The organism is Tessaracoccus palaemonis, assembly GCF_019316905.1.
In the GTDB taxonomy this organism is placed as follows: domain Bacteria; phylum Actinomycetota; class Actinomycetes; order Propionibacteriales; family Propionibacteriaceae; genus Arachnia; species Arachnia palaemonis.
Map to the genome: position 1 here is coordinate 648933 of NZ_CP079216.1, position 25574 is coordinate 674506.

At 70.2% G+C, this 25574-nt stretch carries 24 protein-coding genes; 10 read left to right on the forward strand and 14 right to left on the reverse strand.

What is annotated here, in order from left to right:
* Position 1: 1 nt before the first annotated feature.
* From fcl to KDB89_RS02755, 4 genes are read right to left on the reverse strand one after another with little or no spacing between them, the layout of a single operon-like run.
* Complete coding sequence (gene fcl / locus KDB89_RS02740) at positions 2-967, reverse strand: GDP-L-fucose synthase (protein ID WP_304650873.1); 966 nt, start codon at positions 965-967, stop codon at positions 2-4.
* Positions 967-2088 carry a GDP-mannose 4,6-dehydratase gene (gmd, locus tag KDB89_RS02745; RefSeq protein ID WP_219083307.1) on the reverse strand — a complete coding sequence of 374 codons (1122 nt, stop codon included), beginning with the start codon at positions 2086-2088 and terminating at the stop codon, positions 967-969. The genes fcl and gmd overlap by 1 nt, the downstream gene beginning before the upstream one ends.
* Before the next feature lie 2 nt (positions 2089-2090).
* Positions 2091-2756 (reverse strand): arsenate reductase/protein-tyrosine-phosphatase family protein, encoded by a 666-nt coding sequence (locus KDB89_RS02750; protein WP_219083309.1) that lies wholly within the window; start codon positions 2754-2756, stop codon positions 2091-2093.
* Positions 2753-4840: a polysaccharide biosynthesis tyrosine autokinase gene (locus KDB89_RS02755; protein WP_219083313.1), complete on the reverse strand. Its 2088-nt coding sequence runs from the start codon at positions 4838-4840 to the stop codon at positions 2753-2755. The genes KDB89_RS02750 and KDB89_RS02755 overlap by 4 nt, the downstream gene beginning before the upstream one ends.
* A 155-nt stretch (positions 4841-4995) precedes the next feature.
* On the opposite strand from KDB89_RS02755, the gene KDB89_RS02760 reads away from it, so the two are divergent.
* Entirely contained in the window at positions 4996-6402 is a 1407-nt protein-coding gene (locus KDB89_RS02760) for a hypothetical protein (RefSeq protein ID WP_219083315.1), read from the forward strand.
* Here KDB89_RS02760 and KDB89_RS02765 read toward each other — a convergent pair.
* Both KDB89_RS02765 and KDB89_RS02770 read right to left on the reverse strand, forming a co-directional pair.
* Complete coding sequence (locus tag KDB89_RS02765; protein WP_219083317.1) at positions 6344-7468, reverse strand: glycosyltransferase; 1125 nt, start codon at positions 7466-7468, stop codon at positions 6344-6346. The two genes, KDB89_RS02760 and KDB89_RS02765, sit on opposite strands and share 59 nt — an antisense overlap.
* Positions 7465-8013, reverse strand: coding sequence for a DapH/DapD/GlmU-related protein (locus KDB89_RS02770; protein WP_219083319.1), 549 nt, complete (start codon positions 8011-8013; stop codon positions 7465-7467). Before KDB89_RS02770 ends, KDB89_RS02765 begins: the two co-directional genes overlap by 4 nt.
* Positions 8014-8132: 119 nt before the next feature.
* Between KDB89_RS02770 and KDB89_RS02775 the strand changes: the two genes are divergently transcribed.
* The gene (locus tag KDB89_RS02775; RefSeq protein ID WP_219083321.1) at positions 8133-9359 is read left to right on the forward strand and encodes a lipopolysaccharide biosynthesis protein; all 1227 of its coding nucleotides are present in this window, start codon (positions 8133-8135) and stop codon (positions 9357-9359) included.
* Complete coding sequence (locus tag KDB89_RS02780; RefSeq protein ID WP_219083323.1) at positions 9359-10057, forward strand: acyltransferase; 699 nt, start codon at positions 9359-9361, stop codon at positions 10055-10057. The genes KDB89_RS02775 and KDB89_RS02780 overlap by 1 nt, the downstream gene beginning before the upstream one ends.
* Before the next feature lie 4 nt (positions 10058-10061).
* On the opposite strand, the gene KDB89_RS02785 is transcribed toward KDB89_RS02780, so the two are convergent.
* Both KDB89_RS02785 and KDB89_RS02790 read right to left on the reverse strand, forming a co-directional pair.
* Positions 10062-10772 carry a CDP-alcohol phosphatidyltransferase family protein gene (locus tag KDB89_RS02785; RefSeq protein ID WP_219083325.1) on the reverse strand — a complete coding sequence of 237 codons (711 nt, stop codon included), beginning with the start codon at positions 10770-10772 and terminating at the stop codon, positions 10062-10064.
* A gap of 103 nt (positions 10773-10875) precedes the next feature.
* The gene (locus KDB89_RS02790; RefSeq protein WP_219083327.1) at positions 10876-12843 is read right to left on the reverse strand and encodes a glycoside hydrolase family 71 protein; all 1968 of its coding nucleotides are present in this window, start codon (positions 12841-12843) and stop codon (positions 10876-10878) included.
* Positions 12844-13150: 307 nt separating this feature from the next.
* Between KDB89_RS02790 and KDB89_RS02795 the strand changes: the two genes are divergently transcribed.
* Positions 13151-13597: an FAD synthase family protein gene (locus KDB89_RS02795; RefSeq protein ID WP_219083329.1), complete on the forward strand. Its 447-nt coding sequence runs from the start codon at positions 13151-13153 to the stop codon at positions 13595-13597.
* Positions 13598-13607: 10 nt separating this feature from the next.
* Here KDB89_RS02795 and KDB89_RS02800 read toward each other — a convergent pair whose 3' ends face one another.
* The 3 genes from KDB89_RS02800 to KDB89_RS02810 form a co-directional block, all read right to left on the reverse strand.
* On the reverse strand, positions 13608-14099 hold the full coding sequence (locus KDB89_RS02800; RefSeq protein WP_219083331.1) for a flavin reductase family protein: 492 nt from the start codon (positions 14097-14099) through the stop codon (positions 13608-13610).
* A gap of 64 nt (positions 14100-14163) precedes the next feature.
* Complete coding sequence (locus KDB89_RS02805; RefSeq protein ID WP_219083333.1) at positions 14164-15783, reverse strand: sigma-70 family RNA polymerase sigma factor; 1620 nt, start codon at positions 15781-15783, stop codon at positions 14164-14166.
* Between the two features lie 216 nt (positions 15784-15999).
* Entirely contained in the window at positions 16000-17436 is a 1437-nt protein-coding gene (locus KDB89_RS02810) for a uracil-xanthine permease family protein (RefSeq protein ID WP_219084173.1), read from the reverse strand.
* Positions 17437-17601: 165 nt separating this feature from the next.
* Here KDB89_RS02810 and KDB89_RS02815 point away from each other — a divergent pair, with 165 nt between their 5' ends.
* Complete coding sequence (locus KDB89_RS02815; protein ID WP_219083335.1) at positions 17602-18681, forward strand: FAD-dependent oxidoreductase; 1080 nt, start codon at positions 17602-17604, stop codon at positions 18679-18681.
* Between the two features lie 159 nt (positions 18682-18840).
* Here the strand turns inward: KDB89_RS02815 and KDB89_RS02820 are convergent, their stop codons facing one another.
* Positions 18841-19212: an arsenate reductase family protein gene (locus KDB89_RS02820; protein WP_219083337.1), complete on the reverse strand. Its 372-nt coding sequence runs from the start codon at positions 19210-19212 to the stop codon at positions 18841-18843.
* A gap of 91 nt (positions 19213-19303) precedes the next feature.
* Positions 19304-20875, reverse strand: a complete 1572-nt coding sequence (locus tag KDB89_RS02825) for a dolichyl-phosphate-mannose--protein mannosyltransferase (RefSeq protein WP_219083339.1) — start codon at positions 20873-20875, stop codon at positions 19304-19306.
* 11 nt (positions 20876-20886) lie between these two features.
* Between KDB89_RS02825 and rsmI the strand changes: the two genes are divergently transcribed.
* The 5 genes from rsmI to KDB89_RS02850 are packed head-to-tail and all read left to right on the forward strand — an operon-like array spanning position 20887 to position 24870.
* Positions 20887-21735 carry a 16S rRNA (cytidine(1402)-2'-O)-methyltransferase gene (gene rsmI, locus KDB89_RS02830; RefSeq protein ID WP_219083342.1) on the forward strand — a complete coding sequence of 283 codons (849 nt, stop codon included), beginning with the start codon at positions 20887-20889 and terminating at the stop codon, positions 21733-21735.
* Positions 21732-22598, forward strand: coding sequence for a TatD family hydrolase (locus KDB89_RS02835; protein WP_255556134.1), 867 nt, complete (start codon positions 21732-21734; stop codon positions 22596-22598). The genes rsmI and KDB89_RS02835 overlap by 4 nt, the downstream gene beginning before the upstream one ends.
* Positions 22591-23442 carry a 16S rRNA (adenine(1518)-N(6)/adenine(1519)-N(6))-dimethyltransferase RsmA gene (gene rsmA, locus KDB89_RS02840; protein ID WP_219083344.1) on the forward strand — a complete coding sequence of 284 codons (852 nt, stop codon included), beginning with the start codon at positions 22591-22593 and terminating at the stop codon, positions 23440-23442. Before KDB89_RS02835 ends, rsmA begins: the two co-directional genes overlap by 8 nt.
* A gap of 43 nt (positions 23443-23485) precedes the next feature.
* Positions 23486-24388 carry a 4-(cytidine 5'-diphospho)-2-C-methyl-D-erythritol kinase gene (locus KDB89_RS02845; protein ID WP_255556138.1) on the forward strand — a complete coding sequence of 301 codons (903 nt, stop codon included), beginning with the start codon at positions 23486-23488 and terminating at the stop codon, positions 24386-24388.
* A complete protein-coding gene (locus tag KDB89_RS02850) occupies positions 24385-24870 on the forward strand; it encodes a MarR family winged helix-turn-helix transcriptional regulator (protein ID WP_219083346.1) in 486 nt (161 codons plus the stop codon). Before KDB89_RS02845 ends, KDB89_RS02850 begins: the two co-directional genes overlap by 4 nt.
* Here the strand turns inward: KDB89_RS02850 and KDB89_RS02855 are convergent.
* Positions 24837-25574, reverse strand: coding sequence for a TetR/AcrR family transcriptional regulator (locus tag KDB89_RS02855; RefSeq protein ID WP_439654864.1), 738 nt, complete (start codon positions 25572-25574; stop codon positions 24837-24839). The genes KDB89_RS02850 and KDB89_RS02855 overlap by 34 nt on opposite strands.

The window sequence follows — 25574 nt, forward strand, 5'->3', positions numbered from 1 at the left end:
CTCATGCCTCTCTCAGCGTCGTCGCGTTCGCAAGGAACCACTCGTAGGTGCTCCGCAGCCCCTCAGGCAGGCCGATCCCGGCGCGCCAGCCGAGGCTCGCGAGGCGGGCGACGTCGAGGAGCTTGCGGGGGGTGCCGTCCGGCTTGGAGGCGTCGAAGGTGAGACGACCGTCGAACCCCGTGACGGCCGCGACGGTGTGGGCGAGGTCGGCGATGGTCAGGTCCGTGCCCGTGCCGACGTTCAGGTGGCTCTGCCGCTCGGGCGCCACGCTGCGGTACTCGTCCTTCGGCAGGCTCATGACGTGCAGCGCGGCCGAGGCGAGGTCGTCGACGTGCAGGAACTCCCGCCGCGGCGTTCCGGTGCCCCAGATCACCACCTCGTCGCGCCCGTCGCGGACGGCCTCGTCGAAGCGGCGGATCAGCGCGGGGAGGACGTGGCTGTTCTCCGGGTGGAAGTTGTCTCCCGGGCCGTAGAGGTTCGTGGGCATGAGTGAGCGGTAGTCGCGGCCGTACTGGCGGTTGAAGCTCTCCGCCAGCTTGATGCCGGCGATCTTCGCGATGGCGTACGGCTCGTTGGTCGGCTCCAGCACCCCCGTCAGGAGGCACTCCTCCGGCATCGGCTGCGGCGCGAACTTCGGGTAGATGCACGACGAGCCGAGGAACAGCAGCTTGTCGATGCCGGCCCCGTTGGCCGCCGCGATCAGGTTCGCCTCGATCATCAGGTTTTCGTAGATGAACGAGGCGGGGAACGCGTCGTTGGCGCGGATCCCGCCGACCCTGGCCGCCGCCACGTATACCTCGTCGATGTGCGTGTCGCGGAAGAAGGCGCGGACCTCCGCCTGCTCGACGAGGTCGACATCTCCGCGGCCGGCTGTCAGCACCTCGACGTCCCGGCGCGCGCGCAGCGCACGGACGATGGCGGAGCCCACCATCCCGCGGTGCCCCGCCACGAACACCCGTCTGGTCATCAGTGCTCCACCGAGGAGGGGATCGCGAAGCCGTTGTTGCGGAGGAAGGCCAGGCGCAGCGACTCCTGCAGGTCCGCCTCGACCATCTCGGCGACGAGGTCGGCCACGCCGATCTCGGGCGCCCAACCGAGGTTCCGAGCGGCCCGCGAGGGGTCACCGAGCAGGGTCTCGACCTCGGCGGGACGGAAGTAGCGGGGGTCGACCCGCACGATGACGTCGCCGGGCAGGAGGTTCGTCTCGGCACCGTCGCGCACGTGCTCGACGACGCCGACCTCGTCGACGCCCTTGCCGTCGAAGCAGAGCGTGATCCCAAGTGCCTTCGCCGTCCAGTCGACGAACTGCCGCACGGAGTGCTGGACGCCGGTGGCGATCACGTAGTCCTGCGGGATGTCCTGCTGCAGCATCTGCCACTGCAGGCGCACGTAGTCCTTCGCGTGCCCCCAGTCGCGCAGCGAGTCCATGTTGCCGAGGTAGAGGCAGTCGTCGAGGCCGGTGAACACGCGGGAGAGGCCGCGCGTGATCTTGCGGGTCACGAACGTCTCGCCGCGTCGGGGCGACTCGTGGTTGAACAGGATGCCGTTGCAGGCGTACATGCCGTAGGACTCGCGGTAGTTGACCGTGATCCAGTAGCCGTACAGCTTGGCCACCGCGTACGGGGAGCGCGGGTAGAACGGGGTCCGCTCGGTCTGCGGGATCTCCTGCACGAGGCCGAACAGCTCGCTGGTGGAGGCCTGGTAGAAGCGCACGGTGTCCTGCAGGCCGAGGAGGCGGATGGACTCGAGTAGACGCAGCGCGCCGAGCGCGTCGACGTCGGCGGTGTACTCCGGTGCCTCGAAGCTGACCGCGACGTGCGACTGGGCTCCCAGGTTGTAGATCTCGTCAGGCTGGACGTCCTGCACGATGCGGGTGAGGCTCGTGGCGTCGGTCAGGTCCCCGTAGTGCAGGAAGAGGTGCGGGTCGCGCTGGTGCGGGTCCTCGTAGATGTGGTCGATCCGCTGGGTGTTCAGCTGCGAGGAGCGGCGCTTGATGCCGTGTACCTCGTAGCCCTTCTCGAGGAGGAACTCGGCGAGGTAGGAACCGTCCTGGCCGGTGATGCCGGTGATGAGAGCTCGCTTGGACATTGTCACTCCTGCGTGGACTGGGTGGAGAGGCGGTCGATGAGGTCGACGAGCGCGGGCTCGACGAGTGCGAAGGTGGTGGCGAAGGCGCTGCTGCGCCGGCCGGTCGGGTCGGAGATGTCGTCGGCCGCGCCGGGGCTGGAGACCAGGCCCCGCTGGCCCGAGGCCAGCTTGACGAGGCCGCTCACCGCTCCACCATCGGTGGGGGTGGGCGCGTCGGTGGCCGCGAGGAGGCGTCGGAACTGCAGCAGGGTGAACATCTTCCGGCGGTGCGCAGGGGCGATCCTGCCCGCCTCGTCCCGGTGTCGCCGGGTGGCGGTCAGCACGAGATCAGCCGAGGTCAGGTCGTCGACGGTGAGCTGGCTGACGCTGAACTCGTCGACGTCCACGCCGGCCCTGGCGAGCTGGCGTCGGACCTCGGGGTGGACGGTGCGACCGGCAGGGGCCTGCAGCCCGGCGGACCGGATCTCCAGGGAGTCGAGGCCTGCCCGCGCCGCGAGGTGGCGGAGCATGAGGTCCATGTAGGCCGACCGGCTGACGTTCGCCTGACAGACGAAGAGCACCGTTCCGAGGCGGGGCGCGTCGACGCTGCCGCGGATGACGTGGAGGATCGGCGCCGGGTCGAGAGCCGGCTGCTCGGTCCTCAGCGCTGAGGTCGTGGTCGCTGTCATGATGTGATCGCCTCCGTGATCGTGTCGGCAAGCACCCCGTAGCCATCGGCGTTGGGGGCCTTCCCGTCCCGGGTGAACAGGTCTTCGTGGTGCGCGAGAGGGAAGCCGACGTCGAGGTAGTCGACCCCCGCCTGATCCGCGCTGTGCGCGACGGCCGAGGCCGTCTTCGAGAGGGTGTCAGGGGTGGTGTTGCCGACCGGCATCGGCGACAGGACGACGATGCGGGCGGCGGACAGCTCGGAGCGGAGCCTCTCGAACAGGCTGAGCGACGCCGCGGCCACGTCCTTGTCCCCGTCGTAGGCCCCTCCCGAGACCAGCACGACGTCCGGCTCGACGGCGATCACGCCGTCGGCCATCTCGACGAACGTCGGGCAGGTGTCGTGGCCGCACGCCGACGCATCGGCGCTGGTCACGTAGCCGGTTGCGGCCCGGCCGAGGTTGACCTCGTCCCAGCCGAGCTCGGCAGAGACCAGGGATGGCCACGTCGTGCCGTCGCCCCCGATGCCCTGCACGAGGGAGTCCCCGACGAACACGGCAACCGGCTTCGGGTCGCCGAGCGACACGGCAGGGGAGGACGCCTGCGAGGCGGACGCGTGGGACGCATTGCCCGTCCACGAGGAGAGCAGCATGCCGGCCACGGCGACGCACAGGGCCACCGCGGCGGCCAGCGCCACCTTGCCCACCGTCCGGAGGCGCTGGTTGTCCCACACCGATGCCCTCTGGGGCGCGCCGTGGGTGGCGAGGTTGTGCGAGTACGCGTAGGCGTTCGGGGTCGGATTGTCGCGGACGAGATTGAGGATGGAACCCTTCAGCGGAACGTCGGCGATCTCGAGGGCGGTCAGGGCGCGGCGCAGGTCGGCGGTGCGTGCCCGGTGCGCGCCGACGACCAGGACGATGCCGCCGAACTGCCGCCCCAGCACCTTGGCGTCGGTCACGGCGTTGAGCGGCGGAGAGTCGATCACCACCACGTCGAAGCGGCGGTGGATCTGGTCGAGCACCTCACGCCCACGCTCGGAGCCGAGCAGCTCGCTCGGGTTGGGTGGCACGGTGCCGGCGATCAAGACCTGCAGGCTGTCCGGCCCCCACGGCTGGATCGCGTCGTCGAGTTCGCAGTCGCCGACGATCACGTCGGTGAGCCCGGCGCCTCCGGTGAGGTCCAGCGCATCGACCAGCACCGGGCGCCGGAGGTCGGCCTCCACGAGGCAGGTTGACACGCCCTCGGCCGCGAAGGCCGCCGCCAGGTTCATGGCCGTGGTCGACTTTCCCTCCCCGCTGATCGCGGACGAGAAGACCAACGCGCGGTGGTCCGAACCGGGAAGGAACTTCAGCGCCGTGCGGATCTGTCGTACCTGCTCCGAGCGCACCGACAGCGGCGCGGACGCCACTGCGACCGGGCTCGTCTCGGCTGCCCGGTCGCGGCTGATGGTGCCGAGCGGGGTGAGGCCCAGGGTGTCCGTGAGTTCGTCTGCCGTGCGGACGCGAGCGAAACTCAGCTCGGCGATGACCTGGTAGGCGAGGCCGACGAGCAGCCCGGCGAGCGCGCCGAAGATGGCGAAGAGCCCGATGTTCGGCGATGACGGCGAGCGCGGCACCGTGGCCGACTCGATCAGCTGCGCCTTCACGGGAGAGCCCGACACGTCGTCGACCTTCGGGCTGAGTCCTGCGACGGTCTCGGCCAGGTGGCTTGCCGTCGAGTTGGCGATGGCCGCGGCCACGGCCGGCTCCGGGTCCGTGGCCTCGATGGTCACGAGCGACGTGTTGAGGGGGACAGAGGCCGAGACGGACCTGCGGAGCCCCTCGACGGTCGTGTCGAGGTCGAGCTCCTCGATCACCGGTGCGAGGACGATCTCGCGGGTGGCGATCGCGGCGAAGTTGCGGGCCTGCTGCTGCGAGAAGGTGCTGCCCTGGGCCAGCTCTCCGGTGGTCTGCCCGCTGGTGACGGTGATGACGACGTCGGCGCTCGCGGTGAACTCGGGCGTGCGCGTTGCGGCCAGCCCGATTCCGGCGGCTGCTCCGAGCAGCGTCGCCAGCACGATGAACAGCCAGTGCGCCCTCAGAAGGCGAATGGCGTCGCCAACGGTCATTTCAGGACCCTCCCCCCCGGTTCGATATCCCCCGATATCGTGGTCCTGCCGAAAGGGTACCGCCTCGGTGGCGGGGGTGGGAACATTTCCACATTCGGATGTGATCTGGGGGTTGCGTGAGCCTGACAACGGAATCAGCTGCTGAGGCGCACGGGATGCGGCGCCGACCGGCCGCCGCGGTCTGGATGGCCGCTTCCGTGTTGGTTCTGTCCGTCGGGTTGCCGGCCGCGCTGCTCGCGGAGGTTCCGGACATCGAGCGGAGCCGGGCATGGGTCCTGACAGCGCTCGTCATGGTCTGGGCAGGCATCCGCCTGTCGGTCATCTGGCTGCGCGGTGTGCCGGCGCTGTTCGAGCTGTTCTTCTGGCTCTTCGCCTACATCTTCATGGGCGTCGCACCGACCGCGCAGCTGCGCTCCGGGGAGATCTCGACCACGACGTCTGGAATCGATCCCGCCCTTGACATGCCCACCGCGCTCATCGTGGTGGGCGGCCTCGCCTCGTACGAGGTCGGGAGACTGATGTGGGTGGCGCTGCGACGACGCGACACCGTCAGTGAGGAACCCGCAGTCGCGGTCAGCGCCCCCAGATCCATCGTGCTCATGGGCGCAGGGCTCCTGTTCGGCGCCTACTTCCTCGCGAAGGTCGGGGTTGGGGCGTCTCTCGGCTCGCGTGCCGCGGCCTTCGCGGCGCGCAACGCCGCCTGGCCTGACCCCTCGATGCGCGCCGTGTTCTATGCCCTGGCGATCTACCCGATGCTGGTTGCGGTCGGCGCCCTTGTACAGATCAGGCGCGACGCCTCCGGGATGAGGCGTGCGACCCACACAGTGATGATCGCGATCGGCCTGCTGATCCTGATGGCGATCGTCAGCCCGATCTCGAGCGCCCGCTACACCTTCGGCACCGTGGCGTTCGCGCTGGTCGCCTATCTCGGGGCGCTGAGGACAGCCGGTCGGGCGCGGATCACGATGCTCGGCACCCTCGCAGGCTTCCTCTTCGTCTTCCCGCTCGCCGACGCCTTCCGGACCGACGAGGTGCGGCTGACGAGGTCCGGGTTCTTCCAGGAGTACCTCGGCAACCCCGACTACGACGCGTTCTGGCAGATCGCCAACGCCTACTCCTACACCGTGGACGGACTGGTCGAGCCTGGGCGGCAGCTGCTGGGCAGCATGTTCTTCTGGGTGCCACGCAGCATCTGGCCCGACAAGCCGATCGACACCGGTGCCCTGCTCGCGCAGTACCGGGGTTACTCGTTCGACAACCTGTCGGCCCCCCTGTGGGCCGAGCTGCTGGTCAACGGGGGCGTCGTCGCGGTGGTCGTCGGATTCCTGGTCCTCGGCGCGCTGCTGGCGGCCATGGACCGCAAGGTGGGACCGACCTTCGCGTCGTCGGGCTGGTGGGCCATCGTCGGCGCCATCCTTCCCGTCTACATGACGATCCTGCTGCGCGGTTCGCTCCTGCAGGCGACGGGGTCGATCGTCGTCGCGGTGGCGTGCCTGTTGTGGGTCAGGCGAGCGCCGACGCGTAGTGCTGCTCCAGAGACGCGGCGATCGCCTCCATCGTGAGGTCCGACCGCACGAACTCGCGGCCGCGCCGGCCGCAGTCGAGGGCCAGTTGGGGGTCGCTGAGCAGCGCGTCGACGGCGTCGACGAACGCGTCGGTCGAGTCGCCCACGACGATTCCAGCGCCGGCGCGTTCGACGAGGGGGGCAAGGCCACAGGTGTCGGTGATGATCACCGGCCGGCCGACCGACATGGCCTCGAGCACCGACATGGGGTACGGCTCGTTGATCGACGGCAGGACGTAGATCGTCGAACGCGAGGTGCGCTCCAGCACGAGGTCCGGGCCGAGTGGACCCTCCCAGGCCACCGGCACACCGGCGTTGACGGCCTCCCGCACCGCCTGCTTGACCGCCGGCCCCTCGCCCTCGTCCGGCCCGACGATCGTGAACCGTGCCCGGGGGTGTTTCTCGTGCAGGGCGCGCGCGGCGTCGACGAGCAGCATGGGCCGCTTGCGCGGCGCGAGCCGGGCGAGGAACAGCACCTCGGGCCCCGCCACGCTGACCGGCGGCGGGTCCGCCAACGGCACCCCGTTCGCGAGCTCGGCCAGCCGCAGCGCTGGGCCGGCCACCTCGAGCAGCTGGCTGCGCTCCAGTGCGGTGAGATGGAAGATCTCCCGGGCTCCGCGGAGGACGGGGCGCGTCATGAGCGCATCGAGCGGGCGAGCCAGCGGGTTGTCCGACGGGTCGATCATGCCGTGCGTCTGCAGGAAGTACGGGACCCCCTCCAGCCGGGCGATGGCGGCCGCGGGCAGCGTCACCAGGTCGCGCGCCGCGTGCACGTGCACGACGTCGGCGCTGCGCACATGGCGGAGCAGCCAGGCCCACAGTCCGGGCGCCGCGAGGCCGGCGAAGCCGGCGCCGGGCAGGACCTGGATGCCGCGGAACAGGTGGAGCGGGACCCCGTCCAGCTGCGTGGGCACCTCGTCGCGCGGGAAGCCGCGCGTCGAGGCGATGATCTGCACCTGGTGCCCGCGGTCCTGCAGCGCCTTCGCCTGGTTGACCGCCACCCGCACGGGGCCGCCGTACTCGCCCAGCGGGCTGATGAGCGTGACGACCGACAGGATTCTCATGCCGCTGGGCGCTTGCGGAGCAGCGGCTCGGCGACCGGGGCGAGCACGATCTGCCCATCCGCGACGTCCTTGACCACCAGTGCCCCTGAGCCGACCACCGCGCCATCGCCGACCGTCACCCCGCGCAGCACCGTCGCGCGGGCCGCGATCCACGTGCCGTTGCCGATGGTGATGGGCGCGTTGTCCAGCTCGAACGTCGGCGAGTGCATGTCGTGCGAGCCGCTGCACAGCAGCGCAGACTGCGAGATGATCGACTGGCTCCCGATGCTCACCTGCACCAGGTTGAGGATCCAGGCGTCCTCACCGATCCAGGAGTGGTCGCCGACCTTGAGCCGCCACGGCCAGTGCACACGCACGCGCGGCTTGATGTAGACGCCCTCGCCGATCTCGGCCCCGAACGCCCTGAGAATCCTGACCCGCAGCCCGGCCGGGCACCACCACCGGACGAACACCAGCCCCGAGACCAGCTGCCACAACACCTGCCACACAAAGCCACGACCCTTGTCGTATCCCGTGCAGCCACTGAGATCCCACCGCGGTTCCATGAGCCCCCCTCTACGGTCCGCAATGGGGCCACTATAACGAGCAATCCCCCGTGGCGAGGGCCTAAACCATAGACTTCGTGCGCAGGCGGCCCTCGGCCGCGGCAGGGGGGAGGAACATCGTGCGCGCACTGTCCGGGCTCAACAAGGCGTTCGGGTATGCCCTCTCCATGCTCCTGCTCGCCGTCGCCTCCCTCGTGGTCATCCCGGCGATGATCCGGGCCAGCGGCGACGCCGCCTGGGGTGCAATCGCGGTGGGGCAGTCGGTGGGGGCGATCGCCGCGGTCGCCGTCGCCTACGGCTGGTCGCTGTCCGGGCCGGCGGAGGTCGCGCGCGGCTCCGCCGACCAGCGGCGCGAGGAGTTCGTCTCGTCGGTGAAGGTGCGGCTCTCGCTGTTCGTGCCCGTCGTCCTGGTGGCGGTGCTGGTGTCGATGCTACTGGCCCCCGCTCGACCGGACCTCGCGACACTCGGCAGCGCCACGGCCTCCCTGGCGGGGCTCACCGCCAACTGGTTCTTCGTGGGTCTCGCGCGCCCCTACGTCTTCCTGCTTGTCGAGACCGTGCCGCGGGTGGTCGGCACGCTCGTCGGCATCCTGCTGATGCGACACGGAGCCGACGCGGGCCTGGGGCTGGCCTGTCAGTCGGCGGGATTCCTTGTGGCCTTCTGCCTGTCCTCCGTCTGGATCTTCGCCTACCTCAGGCGGTCCGGGGCGGTGCCCGCCGTCGTGCCGGGGCTCGGCCCGCTGCTCCGCAGCCGCGGCGACGGGCTCGTGTCTGCGCTGGGCAGCGCCGGCTATGTCGCGGCGCCCGTGATCATCGTCTCCGCCGTCGCCCCCGCGGTGCAGCCGCTGTACGCGCTGGCCGACAAGCTGCAGCGCCAGGTGTCGGTGGCCATGGGGCCGGCCGTCACGGTGCTGCAGGGCTGGGTGCCGCGCGGTCGTCACTCCGCGTCCCGTGCGCGGCGGGGGCTGGCCGGCAGCGCGGGAATCGCGGTGCTGATGGCGCTGGCGGTCTGGGTCGCGGGGCGGCCACTGCTCGGCTGGCTCGGGGCGGGAAGCCTGGAGCCGTCGGGGGTCCTCGTGGTGCTGATGGCCGTGTTCGTGGCCTTGAACTTCATGGAGTCGGTGATCGCGAAGACGGTTCTGGCGACGTTCGGGAAGCTGCGGGCCGTCGCCAGGGCGACACTCGTCGGCGCCCTGGTGGGACTGCCGCTCGTCGCCGCCGGCGCGGTGTGGTGGGGTGCCGAGGGTGCCCTGGTCGGCGTGGTACTCGGCCTCGCGGTCAGGATGGGGTGGGAACTGGTGGTGGCGTTGCGCGTCCTGCGCGGCGCCGGGACGGAGGAGCTGTGATGGCACTGCTGGACATCGCGACGACGGCCGTGTGGCTGCTGCCTGCGAGCCGGGCGAAGAACGCCCTACTCAGGAAGGTGGGGCATGACGTGTCGCCGAGCGCCAGGGCCGCGACGAATCTTGTGCTACGCGTGCGGCGGTTCACCGTGGGCGACGGGGCCCTGGTCGGGAGGTTCAACCTGTTCAAGGACCTGTCGGCGGTCGAGCTGGCGCCGGGGTCGCGCATCGGGCGGATGAACCTCATCTCCGCGCACCCCGTGTACGCCCGCCACTACCCGGACGGGGCGCGGCTCAGCCTGGGGGACAAGGCGAAGATCACGTCGCGGCACAGCGTGGACTGCTCAGGTGGGGTCACCGTCGGGGCGCTCGCCTCGGTGGCGGGCCGGCAGACGCTGATCCTCACCCACAGCGTCGACCTCGCGCGGGACGCGCAGGTCGCGCATCCGGTGGTGGTGGGGGAGCGCAGCTTCGTGGGCGCCCGGTGCCTGCTCCTGGGTGGCGCGTCACTGCCTGAGAGATCCGTGCTGGCCGCCGGTTCCGTGCTCACCCGATCGGGTAAGCGGGACCGGGGCGTCTGGGCCGGGGCGCCCGCGACGTGGCGCGCGCCGAAGGACGGACTGTGGTTCGACCGCGAGGAGACGTCGACGCACCGCCTCTACGTCCCGGCCACGGGGGAGACGCACGAGGGCGTGATCTGAGGCCTCAGGCCGCCCGTAGCCGACGGGCCCACTGGGTGATCAGGCCGGCGGTGATGAGCGCGGTCAGGAGCCCGAGCACGGTGTATACCGCCGTGAACACGGCGGGAACTCCCGAGAGCAGGAAGGCGAGACACAGCACCCCGTAGTCGGCCGGCAGCAGAGCGAGCGAGCGGGCCGCGCTCGGCTGACGTGGTGCCGCGGACTGATCCTTCGGCAGCAGGAACTGCGTCAGCAGGATCCCGGAGAACTGCACCACCGCCACGAACAGGTAGGCGAGCGGGACGAGCAGCCACCCCGTCGCAACGTCCCAGTGCAGCCAGGCGGCGAGCAGGACAGCGGTGTGGACCAGCACGGTCTTGCCGGAGTCGACGAGGTGGTCGAGCCATTCGCCGAGCCGCGACCCGCCGCCCCGCAGCCGGGCGAGCTGCCCGTCGGCGGAATCGAAGGCGAACCCGAGGACCAGCAGGAGGCCGACGCCGAGCCCGGTCACGGGGGCGGGCTCGGCGAGCACGAGCAGCACGAGTGCACCCAGCGAGCACAGCGCCGACAGGCCGGTGACCGCATTGGGGGTGAGGCCGAGCACGTGGGCGGCGGAGGCGAGGACGCGGCCGATCGGTCGGTTGATCCAGCGCGAGTAGTAGGAGACCCCCACCGACGTCTTCTGCGCCCTGGACAGGCGTGCATAACTGTCCATGAAGGTGGTCCTGGTGCCCATGTGCGCCTCCCCGTGGCTGGTGGGCCACACAGTACCGTTCCCCGCCCGGACACGCCGGAAGGGCCGGACCCTGACACGGGTCCGGCCCTCCGAGGCGCGTGGGTCAGCGGCCGGAGCTGCTCACCGCGTGGTACGAGAGGTCCTGCTGCGTGACGGTGGCCGTCACCGCGTCCTTGGTCTTCACCGAGGCGACGGTCGAACCCGACCTCGTCGCTGTCACCGTCGTGTACCCGGTCTCCAGCGCGAACGTCTTGGCGCTCACCCCGGCCGGTGCCGTGTAGCTGTAGCTCTTGCTGCCGACCTTGACGCTGACGGTGGTGGACGCCTTCAGGAACGTCAACAGCTCGACGGTGTCGCGCGGGGTGGTGCGGTTGCCGCTCCACTGGACCATGACGCCGCTGTAGGACGGCTTGGTCTTGTACGACTGGATGCGGTGCGTGACGTAGATCACGTCGGAGGTGATGGCGGGCTTCGCATCGGTCTTGAACTGCGTGGCGTAGTACTTGCTGATGTCGAGGAAGCTGTAGCCGTGGTCGTCCGAGGGGGCGAAGCTCGTGCCCTCCGAGTAGTCGTTCCAGGTGGTCAGGAGCACCCAGTCCGCGTCCTGCGAGATGGCCTTGTCCCAGCCTGCGCGCAGGGTCTCGGTGTTGCCGGCCTCGTCGTACAGCTTCTGGTTCGGGCGCTCGTCCTGGACGGCGACGGGCTGCATCCACAGCTTGCCCAGCTTGTGCGCCTGCGCGGCGTAGTCGGGGCCGTTGGCCGTCAGGAGCGGGTCGCGGGCGCCCCAGTTGCCGAAGCCCATGCTGATCGACGCGTAGTCGCTCATCTTGCTGGCGTTCAGGAAGACGGGGAAGAAGGCGGTGGAGATGGAGTACTTGGACTTCATCAGGTCCAGGACCGACTTCCACTGGGAAGCGGTCTTGTTCTCCGCCTTGAAGGGGGAGATCACGACCTTGCCGCCCACCTTGTAGACGGACGAGTACTTGGACAGCGTGGCGAGGGCGGCGGCGAGATCCGCGTCGGAGGCCTTGCCCGCGTTGGCGGTGGCGTCGACCTGCAGCATGATCTTGAAGTCACTCGAGACAGCCTCGGCTGCCTGCATCAGCAGGACGGTGCGGTCCCAGTTCGAGCCGCTCAGCGAGAGGATGTCCACGGCGAAGCCGTCGATGCCGGCGTCGATGGCCTGCCTGACCTCGGTCTTCAGGTCCGCGAGCTTGTAGTTGCTCGAGATGGGGTCGCGGGTGAGCGGGCGGTCGCGCAGCAGGCCGCCGACGCTCGCGTACTTGCCGTTCTCGCCCGAGGCGACGAGGTAGTGCCTCGCGTAGTAGTCAGCGTCGCTCGCCTTGTTGTCGATGGAGACGGGGTACGGCGGGAAGTAGTGCGCGAACACCATCTTTCCGTTGTCCGTGGCCGAGTCCGTCGCCTCGGACGTCTTGTCGGAGGTGCTCGAGTTGCTGCTCGAGCCGCTGGTGGAGATCGTGACGGTCAGCGTCGGGGCCTTGGCGCCGGTGGCCGAGAAGTTGAGCTGTGCCGCCGAGACAGTGTTGCGGACCTCGAACGAGGCTCCGGTCGTGATCTGGGAGGCGACCTTCGACGCGTTGAGCTTCAGCGCGCTGGTCTTGCCGGCCGGGGCGGTCGAGGTGGTGTTGACCTCCGCGCCGAGGGCGGCCGGGCGTGCGGCGTACGTGACCTTGGCTGCGGTCCAGGAGTTGTTCACCGGGACCACGGTCACGTCGGTGCTGCCCGAGCCGCCGACCGACGTCACGTTCAGGTTGAGGGACGCGTCGGTGATGGACTCGCCGGAGGCCAGCGTCAGCTTGTCGAAGCCGAGATAGCTCGCGTACATCGTCTTGCTGCCGAACAGGGTGGTGGCCGTCGAGAAGTTCTTCGTCGTGGCGGCGCTGGAGGTGTAGGTGGTGCGGGTCGCGGGAATGGTGACCGTGCGGGTCGTGGCCGCGTCCTCAGCCTGGGCTGTGGGGGCGAGCAGGGCTCCGCCGCCGATCAACGTGCTCAGGAGGACGGCGAGGAGCAGCGCTCCGAGCGTCCTGGGGCGGACTCTGAATGACTTCATCAGGAAACCTGTCTTGCGGGGGTGCGGGGGTGCGATGCGAACAGTGAGTGTGAAGTTGTCAGGGACTCGCGACGGCTCGAGCATCAAGCTGAGTAAATCTTAACAAACTCTCAGGTTCGTGTCGAAACGGGACCATCTTCGGTCACCAGGGGGCTCGTTTCGGTCATTCTGTGACCGTTCCCGCAGATTGGACAGGCCGCGGCAGGCGGGACGCCGCGCGGCCTGGGAGGCTGGGGTGTGGACATATCGACGTCCTGGGCGTCGAACACGAGTAGGGTGTGGCCATCGCAGACCGGGGGGAGAAGCGATGAATCTGTCTGTTGTGGGGGACGGCCCCAGGATCGTGGGCTATGTGCCCGGCGGCTGGGACATGTTCCATGTGGGCCACCTGAACATCCTGAGCCACGCGAGGAAGCACTGCGACGTGCTGATCGTGGGGGCCGTGACTGACGAGGCTCTCGAGGAGATGAAGGGCAGGCGCCCGATCATCCCGCTCGCCGAGCGGATGGCCATCCTCGAGGCGTTGTCCATGGTCGACAAGGTCGTCGTCGACACCTCGAGTGACAAGGTCAAGGTCTGGGAGCAGGTCCATTTCGACGTGCTGTTCAAGGGCGACGACTGGAAGGGCACGGCCAAGGGCGAACGGCTCGAGAAGGCCATGGCCGGAGTAGGCGTGCGGGTCATCTACTTCCCGTACACCCGCAGCACCAGCTCGACGCAGCTGCGTGCCGCGCTCGGCGAGCGCCTGGGCTGACCCGGGCGCCTCAGCCGAGGCCGGCCGGTGGGGGCGTGAGGTCCCTGAACGTGCGCAGATGGTAGGTCAATGACGAGCCGGGTTCCGTCTGTGCCTCCATGACGGTGCCGAGCACGACGGTGTGGTCGCCGCCGGGGATGAACGTCAGCTCCTCGCAGCGCAGCCATGACGTTGCGCCGTCGATGCGGGGCAGCCCGTTGTCGGCGTGCCAGCCGAGGCCGTCGAAGCGGTCAGCCTCGCCGTGCCGTGCGAACTGCAGCGCGATCTCCGACTGGCCACCGGCCAGGATGTTGATCCCCGCGCGGCCGCTGGCGCGCAGCCGCTCGATCATGCCGCCACGGTTGTCCAGCGCGAACAGCACCATCGGGGGCGTGATCGACAGTGAGGCGAAGGCGGAGACCGTCGTCCCCGTAGGCATGCCGCCGAGCGTCGTCGTGATGATCGTGACGGGGGCCGGGACGTGGGCCATGGCCTCGCGGAACTCGAGTTGCAGTTGATCCACGGCGACCACGCTATCCCGGCACGGCAGGGGCCGGCGTCAGCTGAGACGGGACTTCGCCGTCGGCTCAACTGCCGAAGGCGATGCAGATCGGACCGATGATCACCAGGCAGGTCGGGGTGGGCGTCGGCTCGGGCGTCGGGGTGACGGTCGGGTCGGGCGTCGGGGTCGTTTCAGGCGTCGCCGTGAGGGTGGGCGTCGGGGTGGTTTCAGGCGTCGCCGTGAGGGTGGGCTCGGGCGTGGGCTCGGGCGTCGCCGTGAGGGTGGGCTCAGGAGTCGGCTCGGGCGTGGGCTCGGGCGTGGGTTCCGGGGACGGCTCGGGCGTGGGCGACGGGGTCGGGGAATCCGGGCGTTCGGGGGAGGGGATGACGACCGGAGGGGTGGTCTCCGGTTCGGTGGGCGTGATCCCCGTCGGGGCCTGGGTGGGCGACGGCGAGTCCGTGGGGCTCGGCATCGACGAGGGTGTGACGGGTGTAGTCGCGACGGTCGTTGCCTGGGCTGTGGGCCGGATCAGGGCCGGGGGCCTCGTCGGTCCGGGCACCGGCCACGACGCCGGCGCCGGAGTTGTGACGAGAGTGGTGGGTGCGTGGGGAACGGCGGAGGTGAGCACGCCGCTGGCGGCAGTGGTGGCTGCGGGGGCGGCTGAGATCGATGCGCTGACCGCGACGTTGACCGCCTGCGGGTCTGGTTGCGTGCGATCGGTCGACCGTCCACCCAGTCCTGTGGCCACGAGTGCGACCGCGGTCGTGCCGATGATCGCGACGCTGGCCACGGCGCCGAGGGGACTTGTGAACACGCGGGCGGCTGTCTGCGCGGCGGTGGCGGTGCCGGCGGAGGGGGAGGGCGCCTGTGCGGCCTGGGCCGCCGGAGGTGCGAGCACGCCGAACGCCAGCAGCCCGACGGCGGATCCACCGGCCAGGATCGCGACTAGCCTGAGCGAGGAGCCGAGGGAGGCGATGCGCCGGGTGGCACGAGCGCAGTCCTCGCACTCGTCGAGGTGCCCGCTCATGCGCACGAGCTGGGCCGCAGGGAGCGTGCCGCGGACGTACGAGCCGATCCGTTGCAGCGCCCACTGGCAGTCGCGGCGCCGGGAGCGGGTGTCGACCTGGGCCTGCAGCCAGGCCTTTGCGAGTCCTTCCCTGGCGCGCCGGGTCAGGACGGAGGCCGCGTTGGGGGTGAGCCCGAGCTCCCTGGCCACCTCGGCCGCCGACTGGCCCTCCACCTCCACCCGCCACAGCACGGACTGCCACCGCTTCGGGAGCGTGCGGAAGGCGTCGGTGACCAGCTCGTGGTCGGCCATGGCCTCGTCGAAGCTGACCTCACCGGAGGCCAGTTCGAGTACCAGGTCGTCGGTGGGAACCTCGCGCGAGCGGCGCCCCCAGGTCGCGGCCAGGTTACGGATGGTCGTGCGGAGATAGGGCCCGAGGTCCCGGCGTGGCCCTCCGCCGCCCTGGATCGTCCGCCACGTCCGGGAGAACGCCTCGGCCGTCAGATCCTCCGGATCGAGACGGTTGGTGGTTCCCCGCGCGGCACGCACAGCTCCCGCGTGGTGACGGTAGAAGAGCGTCGTGAAGGCCTCGTGATCCCCGGCGCGTGACAAGGAGAGGAGTTCCTCGTCGGAGCGGGCGTCAGCGCGGGCGCGGTCGAACGTCGCGGCCGTCGGGGCCGGACGCTGTCGGGTGCTCATGCCTCGGGGCTCCGTCTCACGTGGTGGGTGTACCCCAGCGTAGGCGACATGCGAGGGCGGTGATACACCTGCGCGGGGTCACGGGACCCACCCGAGGACAAACCAGTCCGAAAAAACTCTTCAAGGCCGCGTCACATTCCGGGCACTGCGGGGTCTTGTCAGGTAGAGGGGGTGTGGAAGCGCATTGGGGGGCGATTCCACACCCTCTCCGGCGGGCTAGCGTCCCTCTGCGTCGTCCGCGTCGACGTCCTGCATCCCGGGGGTGTCGTAGATGAGCGATGCGCCGTCGGCGGACTTCTTCATCTGCTCGGGGGCGATGAGGCGGGCGAGGTGGTAGACCGAGACGACCACGATGGTGCCCAGCGCGATGCCGCTCAGCGAGAAGCTGCCGAAGGGGACCGACACGTCGCCGACGCCGATGATGATGCCGGCGGAGGCCGGGATCAGGTTCAGCGGGTTGCCGAAGTCCACGTTGTTCTCGCGCCAGATCTTCGCGCCCAGCAGGCCGATCATGCCGTAGAGCACGACGGTGATGCCGCCGAGGACGGCCGACGGGGTGGCGGAGATGATGGCGCCGAACTTCGGGGAGAAGCCGAAGAGGATGGCCACGGCCGCGGCGACCAGGTAGGCGGCGGTCGAGTAGACGCGGGACGCGGCCATGACGCCGATGTTCTCGGCATAGGTGGTGGTCGGGCCGGCGCCGACGGAGGTCGCCAGCATGGACCCGACCCCGTCGGCGGCGATCGCGCGGCCCATGTAGTCGTCGAGGTTCTCCTTGGTCATCTCGGAGACGGCCTTGACGTGGCCGGTGTTCTCCGCGATCAGGGCGATGACGACGGGCAGGGCGATGATGATGGCGCCGAGCGAGAAGTGGGGCAGGTGGATGCCGACGATGTTGTCGGTGGCGCCGTAGGTCCAGTTGGCGAGGTCCGTGAGCGGGGGCAGGCCGATCCAGTCCGCGGACGCGACGCCCGACCAGTCGACGCGCAGCGCCTCGGACACGGTGCCGTCCTCGGCGACCTTCTGCAGGGGCCCGAAGGCGAGGTCGGCGAGCCAGCTGAGCACGTAGCCGATGATCAGCGACAGGAAGATGGCGATGCGTCCCATGAAGCCGCGCAGGCCGATCGACAGCGCGACGACGATCAGCATGACGACGAACGCGAGCCACGGGTCGACGGGCCAGTAGACGCTCGCCACGACCGGGGCGAGGTTGAAGCCGATCAGCATGACCACGGCGCCTGTCACGACCGGGGGAAGCGCCTTGTGGACGACCTTCGCGCCGGCGAAGTGGATGACCAGACCGACCATGAACAGCGTCAGGCCGACGACGAACAGCGCTCCGGTCACGTCGGCGGGGTTGCCGCCCGCGGCGTAGATCGCCGTCGCGACGCCCACGAACGACGCGGAGCTGCCGAGGTAGCTCGGCACGCGGTGCTTGGTCGCGAAGATGAAGATGATGGTCGCGATGCCGGACATCATCACCGCAAGCTGCGGGTTGAGGCCCATCAGGAGCGGGAACACGAACGTCGCGCCGAACATGGCGACGACGTGCTGCGCGCCGAGTCCGATCGTGCGTCCCCAACTCAGTCGTTCGGTGGGTTTGACCACGGCCCCCGGGAGGAGCTCGCCGTTGTTATGCAGTGTCCACATCAGCGCGGAATCCTTTCGTCCGCGGAATGGTACAGGTCACGGTTCGTGCCGTGTCGACCCCGCAGCTCCCCTCGCCCGCGCCGCGGGCAGGTGGCCGGTGGACCCTGTCCTGCACGGTAAGCTAGGTCGCCTTCCCGGTCGGTCGTCGCGCCCCGTTAGGCTGAACCCATGGCTCATGACGTTGCGGTGCTGGGAGCGACCATCGCTGGGCTGACCGTGGCCCGCAGGCTCGCCCACAAGGGCTATGACGTCCTGGTACTCGACCCGAACCCCGAGGGCGACAGCGCGGCCATCGGTCATGGCGTCGCCGCCGTCGGCCACGCGTCGACGATCGCCAACATGGCCAACGCCTACGGGCTCGACGCGGCGCGCGAACACATCCGCCGCAACCTGTCCGGATTCCACGAGATCCGCCGCATCCACCCCGACCACACGATGCTCGCCTTGAGTGACCGTTCGCTGCCCGGAGGCGACGAGAGCGAGTCGCGCTCGATCGTCGAGCTGTACCGCGAGGAGGGGATCGAGGCCGACCTGCTCGTCGCTCCCGACGGCGTCAGCGTCCGCACGCAGGCGCTGTCCGTCGACGTCGCCGCCTACGCCGCGACGCTGCGGGCCGCGGCGGTGGCTGCGGGGGCCAACGTCGTGCACGGCGTCACCGTCGCCCATCTGACCAGGCGTGAGGGAGTCACCCGTGTGCACTTCCGCAACAACCTCGCCTGGGTCCGTGACATCGGCACGGTCGGCGCCCGCGCCGTCATCGACACTCTCGGCGTGAGCCCCTGGGGTGCCGCGGCGCGCGTTGCGCCGGCCCAGTGGGTGCCCGTCGTGAGATGCACCCCGCGCAAGGCCCTGTCGCAGGTGTCGCTGTGCGCGACGTCGGCGGCCTGGATGATCCGCCCGCTCGGCGACCGCGCGCTCGTGCTCGGCCAGAAGGCCAGCGTCGGTCGCGTCGCGCAGGCGGGCGTGGAACTGCACGACTGGTGCGTCGAGCACCTGGGGGCCACCGACCTGGCCGAGGGACGACTCGCCATCGATCCGAGCGACCACGGCCGCCCCGTCGTCGGCGCCTCAGCGATCCCCGGCGGCTACTACGCCCGTGGCAATGGTCGTGGCGAGCTGATGAACGGTACCGCCAGCGGCTGGTACCTGGCCGAGTTGATCGGCGGCCAGCGCTCGGCCGGCGGCGCGATGCCGCCGCTCAGCCGGCTCCGCGCCTACGGGGCCTCGCGCCTGCGCCGTCGGGGCTAGGTCGGTTCCCTGAGCTTGTCGAAGGGCGCCGAGCGGAGCGAGGCGTGGCAAGGCGGGGACCCTTCGCTGCGCTCAGGGCGTTTCGACGGGCCTGTGCTGAGCTCGTCGAAGTGCTCAACGACCCGGAAGGGTGGTTTCTGCGCACAAGGGTGGCGTCGGCTAGGGGCGCAGGAACTCCGGGACGACCTGCTTCGGTCGACCGATGATGGCGCGGTCGGCGTCGGCGTTGTGGCGGATGAGGATCGGGCGCTGCAAGAGAGCGGGATGCTCGGTCAGCACCTCGACGACCTGATCGGCAGTGCGGACGTCCTCGTCGGCCAGGCCGAGCCGTGCGAACGTCGCGTCGCGCCGCACGAGGTCGGTCGGAGAGTCGGGGAAGAGGGCGACAAGGTCGCGCAACTGGTCGGCGGTGAGGGGCTGCTTCAGGTACGGCACCACCTCGAACGACCGGCCCGAGGCCTCGAGGGTCTCCAGGGCCGCGCGCGAGGTGGAGCAGCGCGGGTTGTGCAGGATCGTGACGTCAACGCTCATCGGGCCATTGTCGGCCAAAGGCGGTCGGGGCGGTGGACTGTTCGTCCCTTCGCTTCGCTCAGGGGCGTTTCGACAGGCTCAACGACCCGGGTCAGATCCAGGCGTTGCCGAGCCACATGCGCATCAGCCATTCAGGGCGGGTGAGGAGGTCGGCGGTCAGGATCGGGTAGATGAACGCGAAGTTCCACAGGATCACGGCGATGATGATGCCGACGACCATGGCCTTCAGCCACCGTTTGGGGTTGTGGTCGCGGGGCCCGAGCAGCTTGCCCAGCGCCATCGCCAGGATCGTGCAGCTGAACGGGATGATCATGATCGCGTAGAAGAAGAACAGGGGGCGGCCCGCGTACTGGAACCAGGGCAGCCAGGCGGCGGCGATGGCCACGAGCGGCACGCCGAAACGCCAGTCGCGGCCGGCGACCCACCAGCCGATGGCGAAGATGATGGCGATCAGCGCGGACCACCACAGCAGCGGGGTGCCCATGCCGGAGATGATCCGCAGGCACGTCGTGCCTACCGCGGTGCAGCCGTCCTCGCCAGGTTCGATGCCATTGACGGCCTCGATCCCGATGGGCCTGAGCATCAGCAGCCAGCCGGCCGGGTTCGCCTCGTAGGGGTGCGTCGCATCGACCATCATCCCGGCCCCGGTGTGGAAGTTGTAGGCGAGCTGGTGGTAGTGGAACAGCGATCCGAGGGCCTCGCCGAAGCGCTGCACGAGCGGGTCGTCCGGGTTCTCGGCACCCCAGCTGCGCGCGTAGCCGCCCGACGTGGTGAGCCAGCCCAGCCACGAGGCGAGGTAGACGGGGATCGCGACGACGACGAGCTGCACGAACGCGGCCGGCGCGTCGATGACGATCGAGAGCCACTGCTTCCGCCCGGCTCCGGCGAGCCGCCGGGCGCCGATGTCCCAGAAGACGACGAGGATGCCGAACGCGGCGATCAGGTAGATCGAGTTCCACTTGACCGCGCACGAGGCGCCGAACATGAGACCGGCGACGACGCGCCACGGCCGCCAGAGCAGCAGCGGCCCGAACTTTCCGTCGAGGTCCGGCTGACCGCTGCGTTCGAGGTGGTCGGCCAGCCGGTGCCGGAACCAGTCCCGGTCGGCAACCAGCGCGGCGACGGCGGCGACGGCGAACGTCGCCTGGAAGATGTCGAGCAGCGCGAGACGGCTCATCACGAACGCGAGGCCGTCGAACGTCAGCAGGAGGCCGGCGATGGCACCGATCAGCGTCGAGCGGGACAGGCGGCGGGCCAGCCGGATCGTGAAGAACACCAGCAGCGAGCCGAACACGACCGCCGAGATGCGCCAGCCGAACGAGTTCATGCCGAAGAAGTGCTCGCCGACGCCGATCAGGAGCTTGCCGAGCGGCGGGTGCACCACGAACGAGGGGGTGTCCTGCATGCCGCTGAGGTCGCCCTGCACGATGAGGTCGTTGGCGTTCTCGGTCCAGTTTCGCTCGTAGCCCGACTGCAGGATCGCCCACGCGTCCTTGGCGTAGTACGTCTCGTCGAACAGCAGCTTGTTGGGGAAGTCGACGTTCCAGATCCGGGTGAAGAACGCGAGTGCGGTGATGCCGATGGTCACTGCCCAACCGATGGCACGGTCACTAAGGCGGCCGTCTCGGAGAGCCTGGAGGGTCGTCAGCACGTCGCCCAGCATAGGCTGATCGCATGCAGACCCTGACGGGCGGCTCACTCATCCTCGCCGCGACCCCCATCGGATCATCCACCGACGCCAGTCAGGCCCTCCGCGACGCCATCGCCTCCGCCGACATCATCGCGGCAGAGGACACCCGCAGGTTCGTCACCCTGACGAAGCGGCTGGGAATCGAACCCGTGGGGCGGGTCGTCAGCTACTTCGAGGGGAATGAGTCGGCCCGCACCGGCGAGCTGATCGAGGCCGTCGCAGGCGGCGCGCGGGTCGTGCTGTGCACCGACGCGGGCATGCCCAGCGTCAGTGACCCGGGCTACCGCGTCGTGGTCGCCTGCGTCGAGCGCGGGCTGCGCGTCACCGCCGTCCCCGGCCCGTCGGCCGTCCTGACAGCGCTGGCCGTCTCAGGCCTGCCCGTCGACCGGTTCTGCTTCGAGGGATTCCTGCCCCGCAAGTCAGGGGAGCGGCGCCGACGCCTCGGGAAGCTCGCGGCGGAGGAGCGCACGATGGTGTTCTTCGAGGCCCCGCACAGGCTCGCCGCGTTCCTGACCGACGCGGCAGCCGAACTGGGCGACGACCGGCCCGCGGCCGTCTGCCGGGAGCTGACCAAGCCCTACGAGGAGGTCCGACGGGGCGGGCTCGCCGAACTCGCCGGGTGGGCCGCCGAGGGGGTGCGCGGCGAGGTCACGATCGTCGTCGCGGGGGCCGAGGACATCGAGGTCAGCACCGACGAGGCCGTGCGCCTGGTTTTTCGCGCCATGGATGGCGGTGCGAAACTGTCTGCTGCGGTCGCCGAGGTGGCGAAGGCCACGGGGGCGAACCGCAAGGAGCTGTACGCGGCCGCGCTGGCCGCCAGGGAGGGCAAGTGAGCGTGTTGGAGGGACTGGGGCTGCCGCCCCTGCCGGAGGCCCTGCCCCGCCGCGTGATCGACAACCACACGCACCTGTTCTCGACCGCCGACTACTCCGGGCTGCCGGTGGACGACAGCCTGAGGCTCGCGGCCCAGGTCAATGTCACGCGGGTCATCGAGGTCGGCTGCGACGTCGACGACGCGAGCTCCGCCGTCGACCTCGCCTCGCGGAACCCGCAGGTCCGGGCGGCCGTGGCCCTGCACCCCAACGACGCGGCCCGCAGATTCGCCGCCGGGGGCGAGGAGGCGCTCGCCGACGACCTGGCCGCCATCCAGGATCTCGTCGACCGCGACGAGGTCGTCGCTGTCGGCGAGACAGGCCTCGACTACTTCCGCACTCCCCAGGGCATCGGCCGCGAGATCCAGGAGCGCGCGTTCCGGGCGCACATCGGGTGGGCGAGGAGCGCGGGCAAGACCCTGATGATCCATGACCGCGACGCCCACGACGACGTGCTGCGAGTCCTGGACGACGAACCGCTCCCCGAGCGCGTGGTGATGCACTGCTTCTCCGGCGACGCGGACGTCGCCCGGCAGTTCGTCGACCGCGGTTGCTGGTTGTCCTTCCCCGGGGTGGTGACGTTCGGCTCGGCCGGGGCGCTGCGGGAGGCCGCCCTGGCGACCCCCGCCGACCGGCTGCTCGTCGAGACCGACGCCCCGTACCTGACCCCGAAGCCCCGACGCGGCAAGGCCAACGCGCCCTACCTGCTTCCCCACACGGTCACCTTCCTGGCCGACCTGCTCGGCATGGACCTTGCCGAGTTCTGCGACCTCACCGTCGCCAACACGTTCGCCGCCTATGGAGAGTGGGGCACGGATGCCTGACACAGGCCTGCTCGATCCCGCCTCGGTGCGCCGACTCGCCGCCGAACTCGACCTGCGCCCGACCAAGCAGCGGGGACAGAACTTCGTCATCGATCCCAACACCGTGCGCCGCATCGTCACCATGTCGGGCGTCACCGCCGACGATGTGGTGCTCGAGATCGGCCCCGGCCTGGGATCGCTGACGCTGGGCCTGCTCGAGGTCGGTGCCCGGGTCGTCGCCGTCGAGATCGAGGACCGGCTGGCCCATCGGCTCCAGCAGACGGTCGCGGAGCGCCTCGGCCCGGACGCGGCCACGCGCCTCGACGTCGTGAACACCGACGCGCTGCAGGTCACGGAGCTTCCCGTGCAGCCCACCGCCCTCGTCGCGAACCTCCCGTACAACGTCTCGGTGCCCGTGCTGCTGCGAATGCTCGAACTCTTCCCGCACTGGGACCGCGGCCTGGTGATGGTGCAGCTGGAGGTGGCGGACAGGCTCGTCGCCCCGCCGGGCTCGAAGGTCTACGGCGTCCCCAGCGCCAAGGTCGCCTGGTACGCCGAGAGCGCCCGCATCGCGACCGTCCCGCCGAAGGTGTTCTGGCCCGTCCCGAACGTCGACTCCGGGCTGGTGCGCCTCACCCGTCGCCCCGCGCCCGACACCCCGGCGACCCGCGAGGCCACCTTCCGGGTGGTCGACGCAGCCTTCGCCCAACGCCGCAAGATGCTGCGCGCCGCGCTCGGCGGGCTGTTCGGATCCGCGACGGCTGCGTCGGACGCCATCACCGCCGCGGGCCTCGACCCGCAACTGCGGGGCGAGAAGCTGGCCGTGCAGGACTTCGCCGCGATCGCGGCCCAGCTGCCCGCCTGAGCGACTCATGGGCAGCGCGGCGGCCGTGCGGTAGGTTCGAGTCGTGACGACTGCAGTGCGTGTGCGGGTGCCCGCGAAGGTGAACCTGGCTCTGCGCGTCGGCGGGGCCGATCCCTCGGGTTATCACGAACTCGGCACGGTGTTCCAGGCCGTCAGCCTCGGCGACGAGATCCTCGCGGAGCGTGCCCCGGCCGGCGTCTTCTCGCTGGCGTTCCACGGCGAGGGGGCCGGTTTCCTGCCGGTTGACGACACCAACCTCGCCATGCGCGCGGCCAAGCTGCTGGCGGCCCGTTGCGAGGTGACGGGTGCAGGCGTGCGGCTCACGATCCGCAAGCGGATCCCCGTCGCCGGCGGCATGGCGGGCGGCTCCGCCGACGCGGCCGGCACGCTCGTCGCTTGCAACGCGCTGTGGCAGGTGGGCGCCACGCGCAGCGACCTGCACCCGCTCGCCGCGGAGCTGGGTGCCGACGTGCCGTTCCTGCTGCTGGGGGGCACCGCCATCGGTACGGGGCGGGGTGACCAGCTCACCTCCATGATGACCAGCGGCACCTACCACTGGACCTTCGCGCTGGCCCACTCAGGGCTGTCCACCCCCGCTGTCTTCCGCGAGTTCGACCGCACCGCCACCCCCGGCACCACCGAGATCCCCGTCGAGCTGGTGGAGGCGCTGCGGGCCGGTGACACCGGAGCTGTCGGCGCGGCCCTGGTCAACGACCTCCAGGGACCGGCCGTGTCGCTGCTTCCGCAGCTCGCGCACACGCTCCGGCTCGGCCTCGAGGCGGGGGCGCTGGGTGCCATCGTGTCGGGATCCGGGCCGACGTGTGCCTTCCTCGCCGGGTCCTCGGCGCACGCCGCCGAGCTCGCGACGGCGCTGGCGCGGTTCAGTGGGGTGCGGGCGGCGCGTCGGGCATTCGGCCCGGTGGCCGGAGCGCAGGTTCTCCCGTGAGCGACGAGGTCGACCGCGTCGTCGACGCCTGGCTCCGGGTGCGCCCCGACCTCGGCCTCGATCCGCTGCACATCTGGTCGCGGCTCGACCGACTCTCCGGGATCCTGGAGGGTCGGCGCAAGCTTGCCTTCGCCGAGCACCAGCTCGAGTCGTGGGAGTTCGACGTGCTGGCGGCCCTCCGCCGGGCTGGGGAGCCCTACCGTCTGAGCCCCGGGCAGCTCGTGGTCGAGACCCACGTCACGTCGGGGACCATGACCAACCGCGTCGACCGGCTCGTCGCGCGAGGTGCCGTCACCCGCGAGAACGACCCGAGCGACGGCCGCGCCGTGCGGGTAAGGCTGACCGAGGATGGGCTGGCGCTGGTCGACGCCGCCTTCGAGTCGCTGATTGCGATGGAAGAGGACCTGCTCGCGCAGTGGACGCACGCCGACAGGGTGCGGCTGGCGGACTACCTGCGGGTGCTGTTGGAGTCGTCGGCCTGAACCGAGGCGGCGCGTCGTTCGCGCCGCGCGTCGATGGTCTGCATGACGAGCTGCGGATCGGGCTTCAGGTGCGCCATCCCGTTCCAGGCGAGGTTGATCAGGTGCCGGGCGACCTCCTCGCGCGACGGCTGTCTGTTGTCCAACCACTGCTGGCCGGTCTGAGCGACGAGCCCGACGAGGGCCTGGGCGTAGAGACCGGCGAACTTCGGATCCTGACCGTTGCGGGCGAACTCCTTGGCGAGCAGCACCTCCGACTGCCCGGCGATGTCGCTGAGGATCGACGCGAAGGAGGCGCCAGCCTCGCCGCTGGTTCCGGTCGACGACGGGTCGCGCGACAGGATACGGAAGCCGTCCGGGCAGCTCTCGATGTACTCGAGGAGCGCCATGGTCCCGCGTTCGAGGAGCTCACGCGATCTGGCGCCCGGCGTGGAGAGGGCGGCACGGATCGAGGTATGCAGCACCTGGGTCTCGCGGTCGACGACGACGGCGTAGGCGCCGTCCTTGCCACCGAAGTGCTCGTAGACCACGGGTTTCGAGACGCCGGCCCGTGCGGCAATCTCCTCGACGGAGGTCCCCTCGAAGCCGCGCTCCGCGAAGAGCTCGCGGGCGATCGCGATGAGCTGCTCGCGGCGCTCGGCCGCGCTCATCCTGGTGCGCGGGCGGCGGGCGCGGGGTGCGGGCTGGCGACTGGACATCGCCACCAT

What these genes read in the sequence shown, in the direction of transcription:
- KDB89_RS02815 (WP_219083335.1), top strand. Translation starts at nt 17,602, where the DNA reads ATGGCTCATGACGTTGCGGTGCTGGGAGCGACCATCGCTGGGCTGACC.
- KDB89_RS02825 (WP_219083339.1), bottom strand. Translation starts at nt 20,875, where the DNA reads ATGCTGGGCGACGTGCTGACGACCCTCCAGGCTCTCCGAGACGGCCGC.
- KDB89_RS02750 (WP_219083309.1), bottom strand. Translation starts at nt 2,756, where the DNA reads ATGACAGCGACCACGACCTCAGCGCTGAGGACCGAGCAGCCGGCTCTC.
- KDB89_RS02790 (WP_219083327.1), bottom strand. Translation starts at nt 12,843, where the DNA reads ATGAAGTCATTCAGAGTCCGCCCCAGGACGCTCGGAGCGCTGCTCCTC.
- KDB89_RS02760 (WP_219083315.1), top strand. Translation starts at nt 4,996, where the DNA reads ATGCGGCGCCGACCGGCCGCCGCGGTCTGGATGGCCGCTTCCGTGTTG.
- KDB89_RS02755 (WP_219083313.1), bottom strand. Translation starts at nt 4,840, where the DNA reads ATGACCGTTGGCGACGCCATTCGCCTTCTGAGGGCGCACTGGCTGTTC.
- KDB89_RS02770 (WP_219083319.1), bottom strand. Translation starts at nt 8,013, where the DNA reads ATGGAACCGCGGTGGGATCTCAGTGGCTGCACGGGATACGACAAGGGT.
- KDB89_RS02765 (WP_219083317.1), bottom strand. Translation starts at nt 7,468, where the DNA reads ATGAGAATCCTGTCGGTCGTCACGCTCATCAGCCCGCTGGGCGAGTAC.
- rsmA (WP_219083344.1), top strand. Translation starts at nt 22,591, where the DNA reads ATGCCTGACACAGGCCTGCTCGATCCCGCCTCGGTGCGCCGACTCGCC.
- KDB89_RS02795 (WP_219083329.1), top strand. Translation starts at nt 13,151, where the DNA reads ATGAATCTGTCTGTTGTGGGGGACGGCCCCAGGATCGTGGGCTATGTG.
- rsmI (WP_219083342.1), top strand. Translation starts at nt 20,887, where the DNA reads ATGCAGACCCTGACGGGCGGCTCACTCATCCTCGCCGCGACCCCCATC.
- KDB89_RS02855 (WP_439654864.1), bottom strand. Translation starts at nt 25,574, where the DNA reads ATGGTGGCGATGTCCAGTCGCCAGCCCGCACCCCGCGCCCGCCGCCCG.
- gmd (WP_219083307.1), bottom strand. Translation starts at nt 2,088, where the DNA reads ATGTCCAAGCGAGCTCTCATCACCGGCATCACCGGCCAGGACGGTTCC.
- KDB89_RS02780 (WP_219083323.1), top strand. Translation starts at nt 9,359, where the DNA reads ATGGCACTGCTGGACATCGCGACGACGGCCGTGTGGCTGCTGCCTGCG.
- KDB89_RS02820 (WP_219083337.1), bottom strand. Translation starts at nt 19,212, where the DNA reads ATGAGCGTTGACGTCACGATCCTGCACAACCCGCGCTGCTCCACCTCG.
- KDB89_RS02785 (WP_219083325.1), bottom strand. Translation starts at nt 10,772, where the DNA reads ATGGGCACCAGGACCACCTTCATGGACAGTTATGCACGCCTGTCCAGG.
- fcl (WP_304650873.1), bottom strand. Translation starts at nt 967, where the DNA reads ATGACCAGACGGGTGTTCGTGGCGGGGCACCGCGGGATGGTGGGCTCC.
- KDB89_RS02805 (WP_219083333.1), bottom strand. Translation starts at nt 15,783, where the DNA reads ATGAGCACCCGACAGCGTCCGGCCCCGACGGCCGCGACGTTCGACCGC.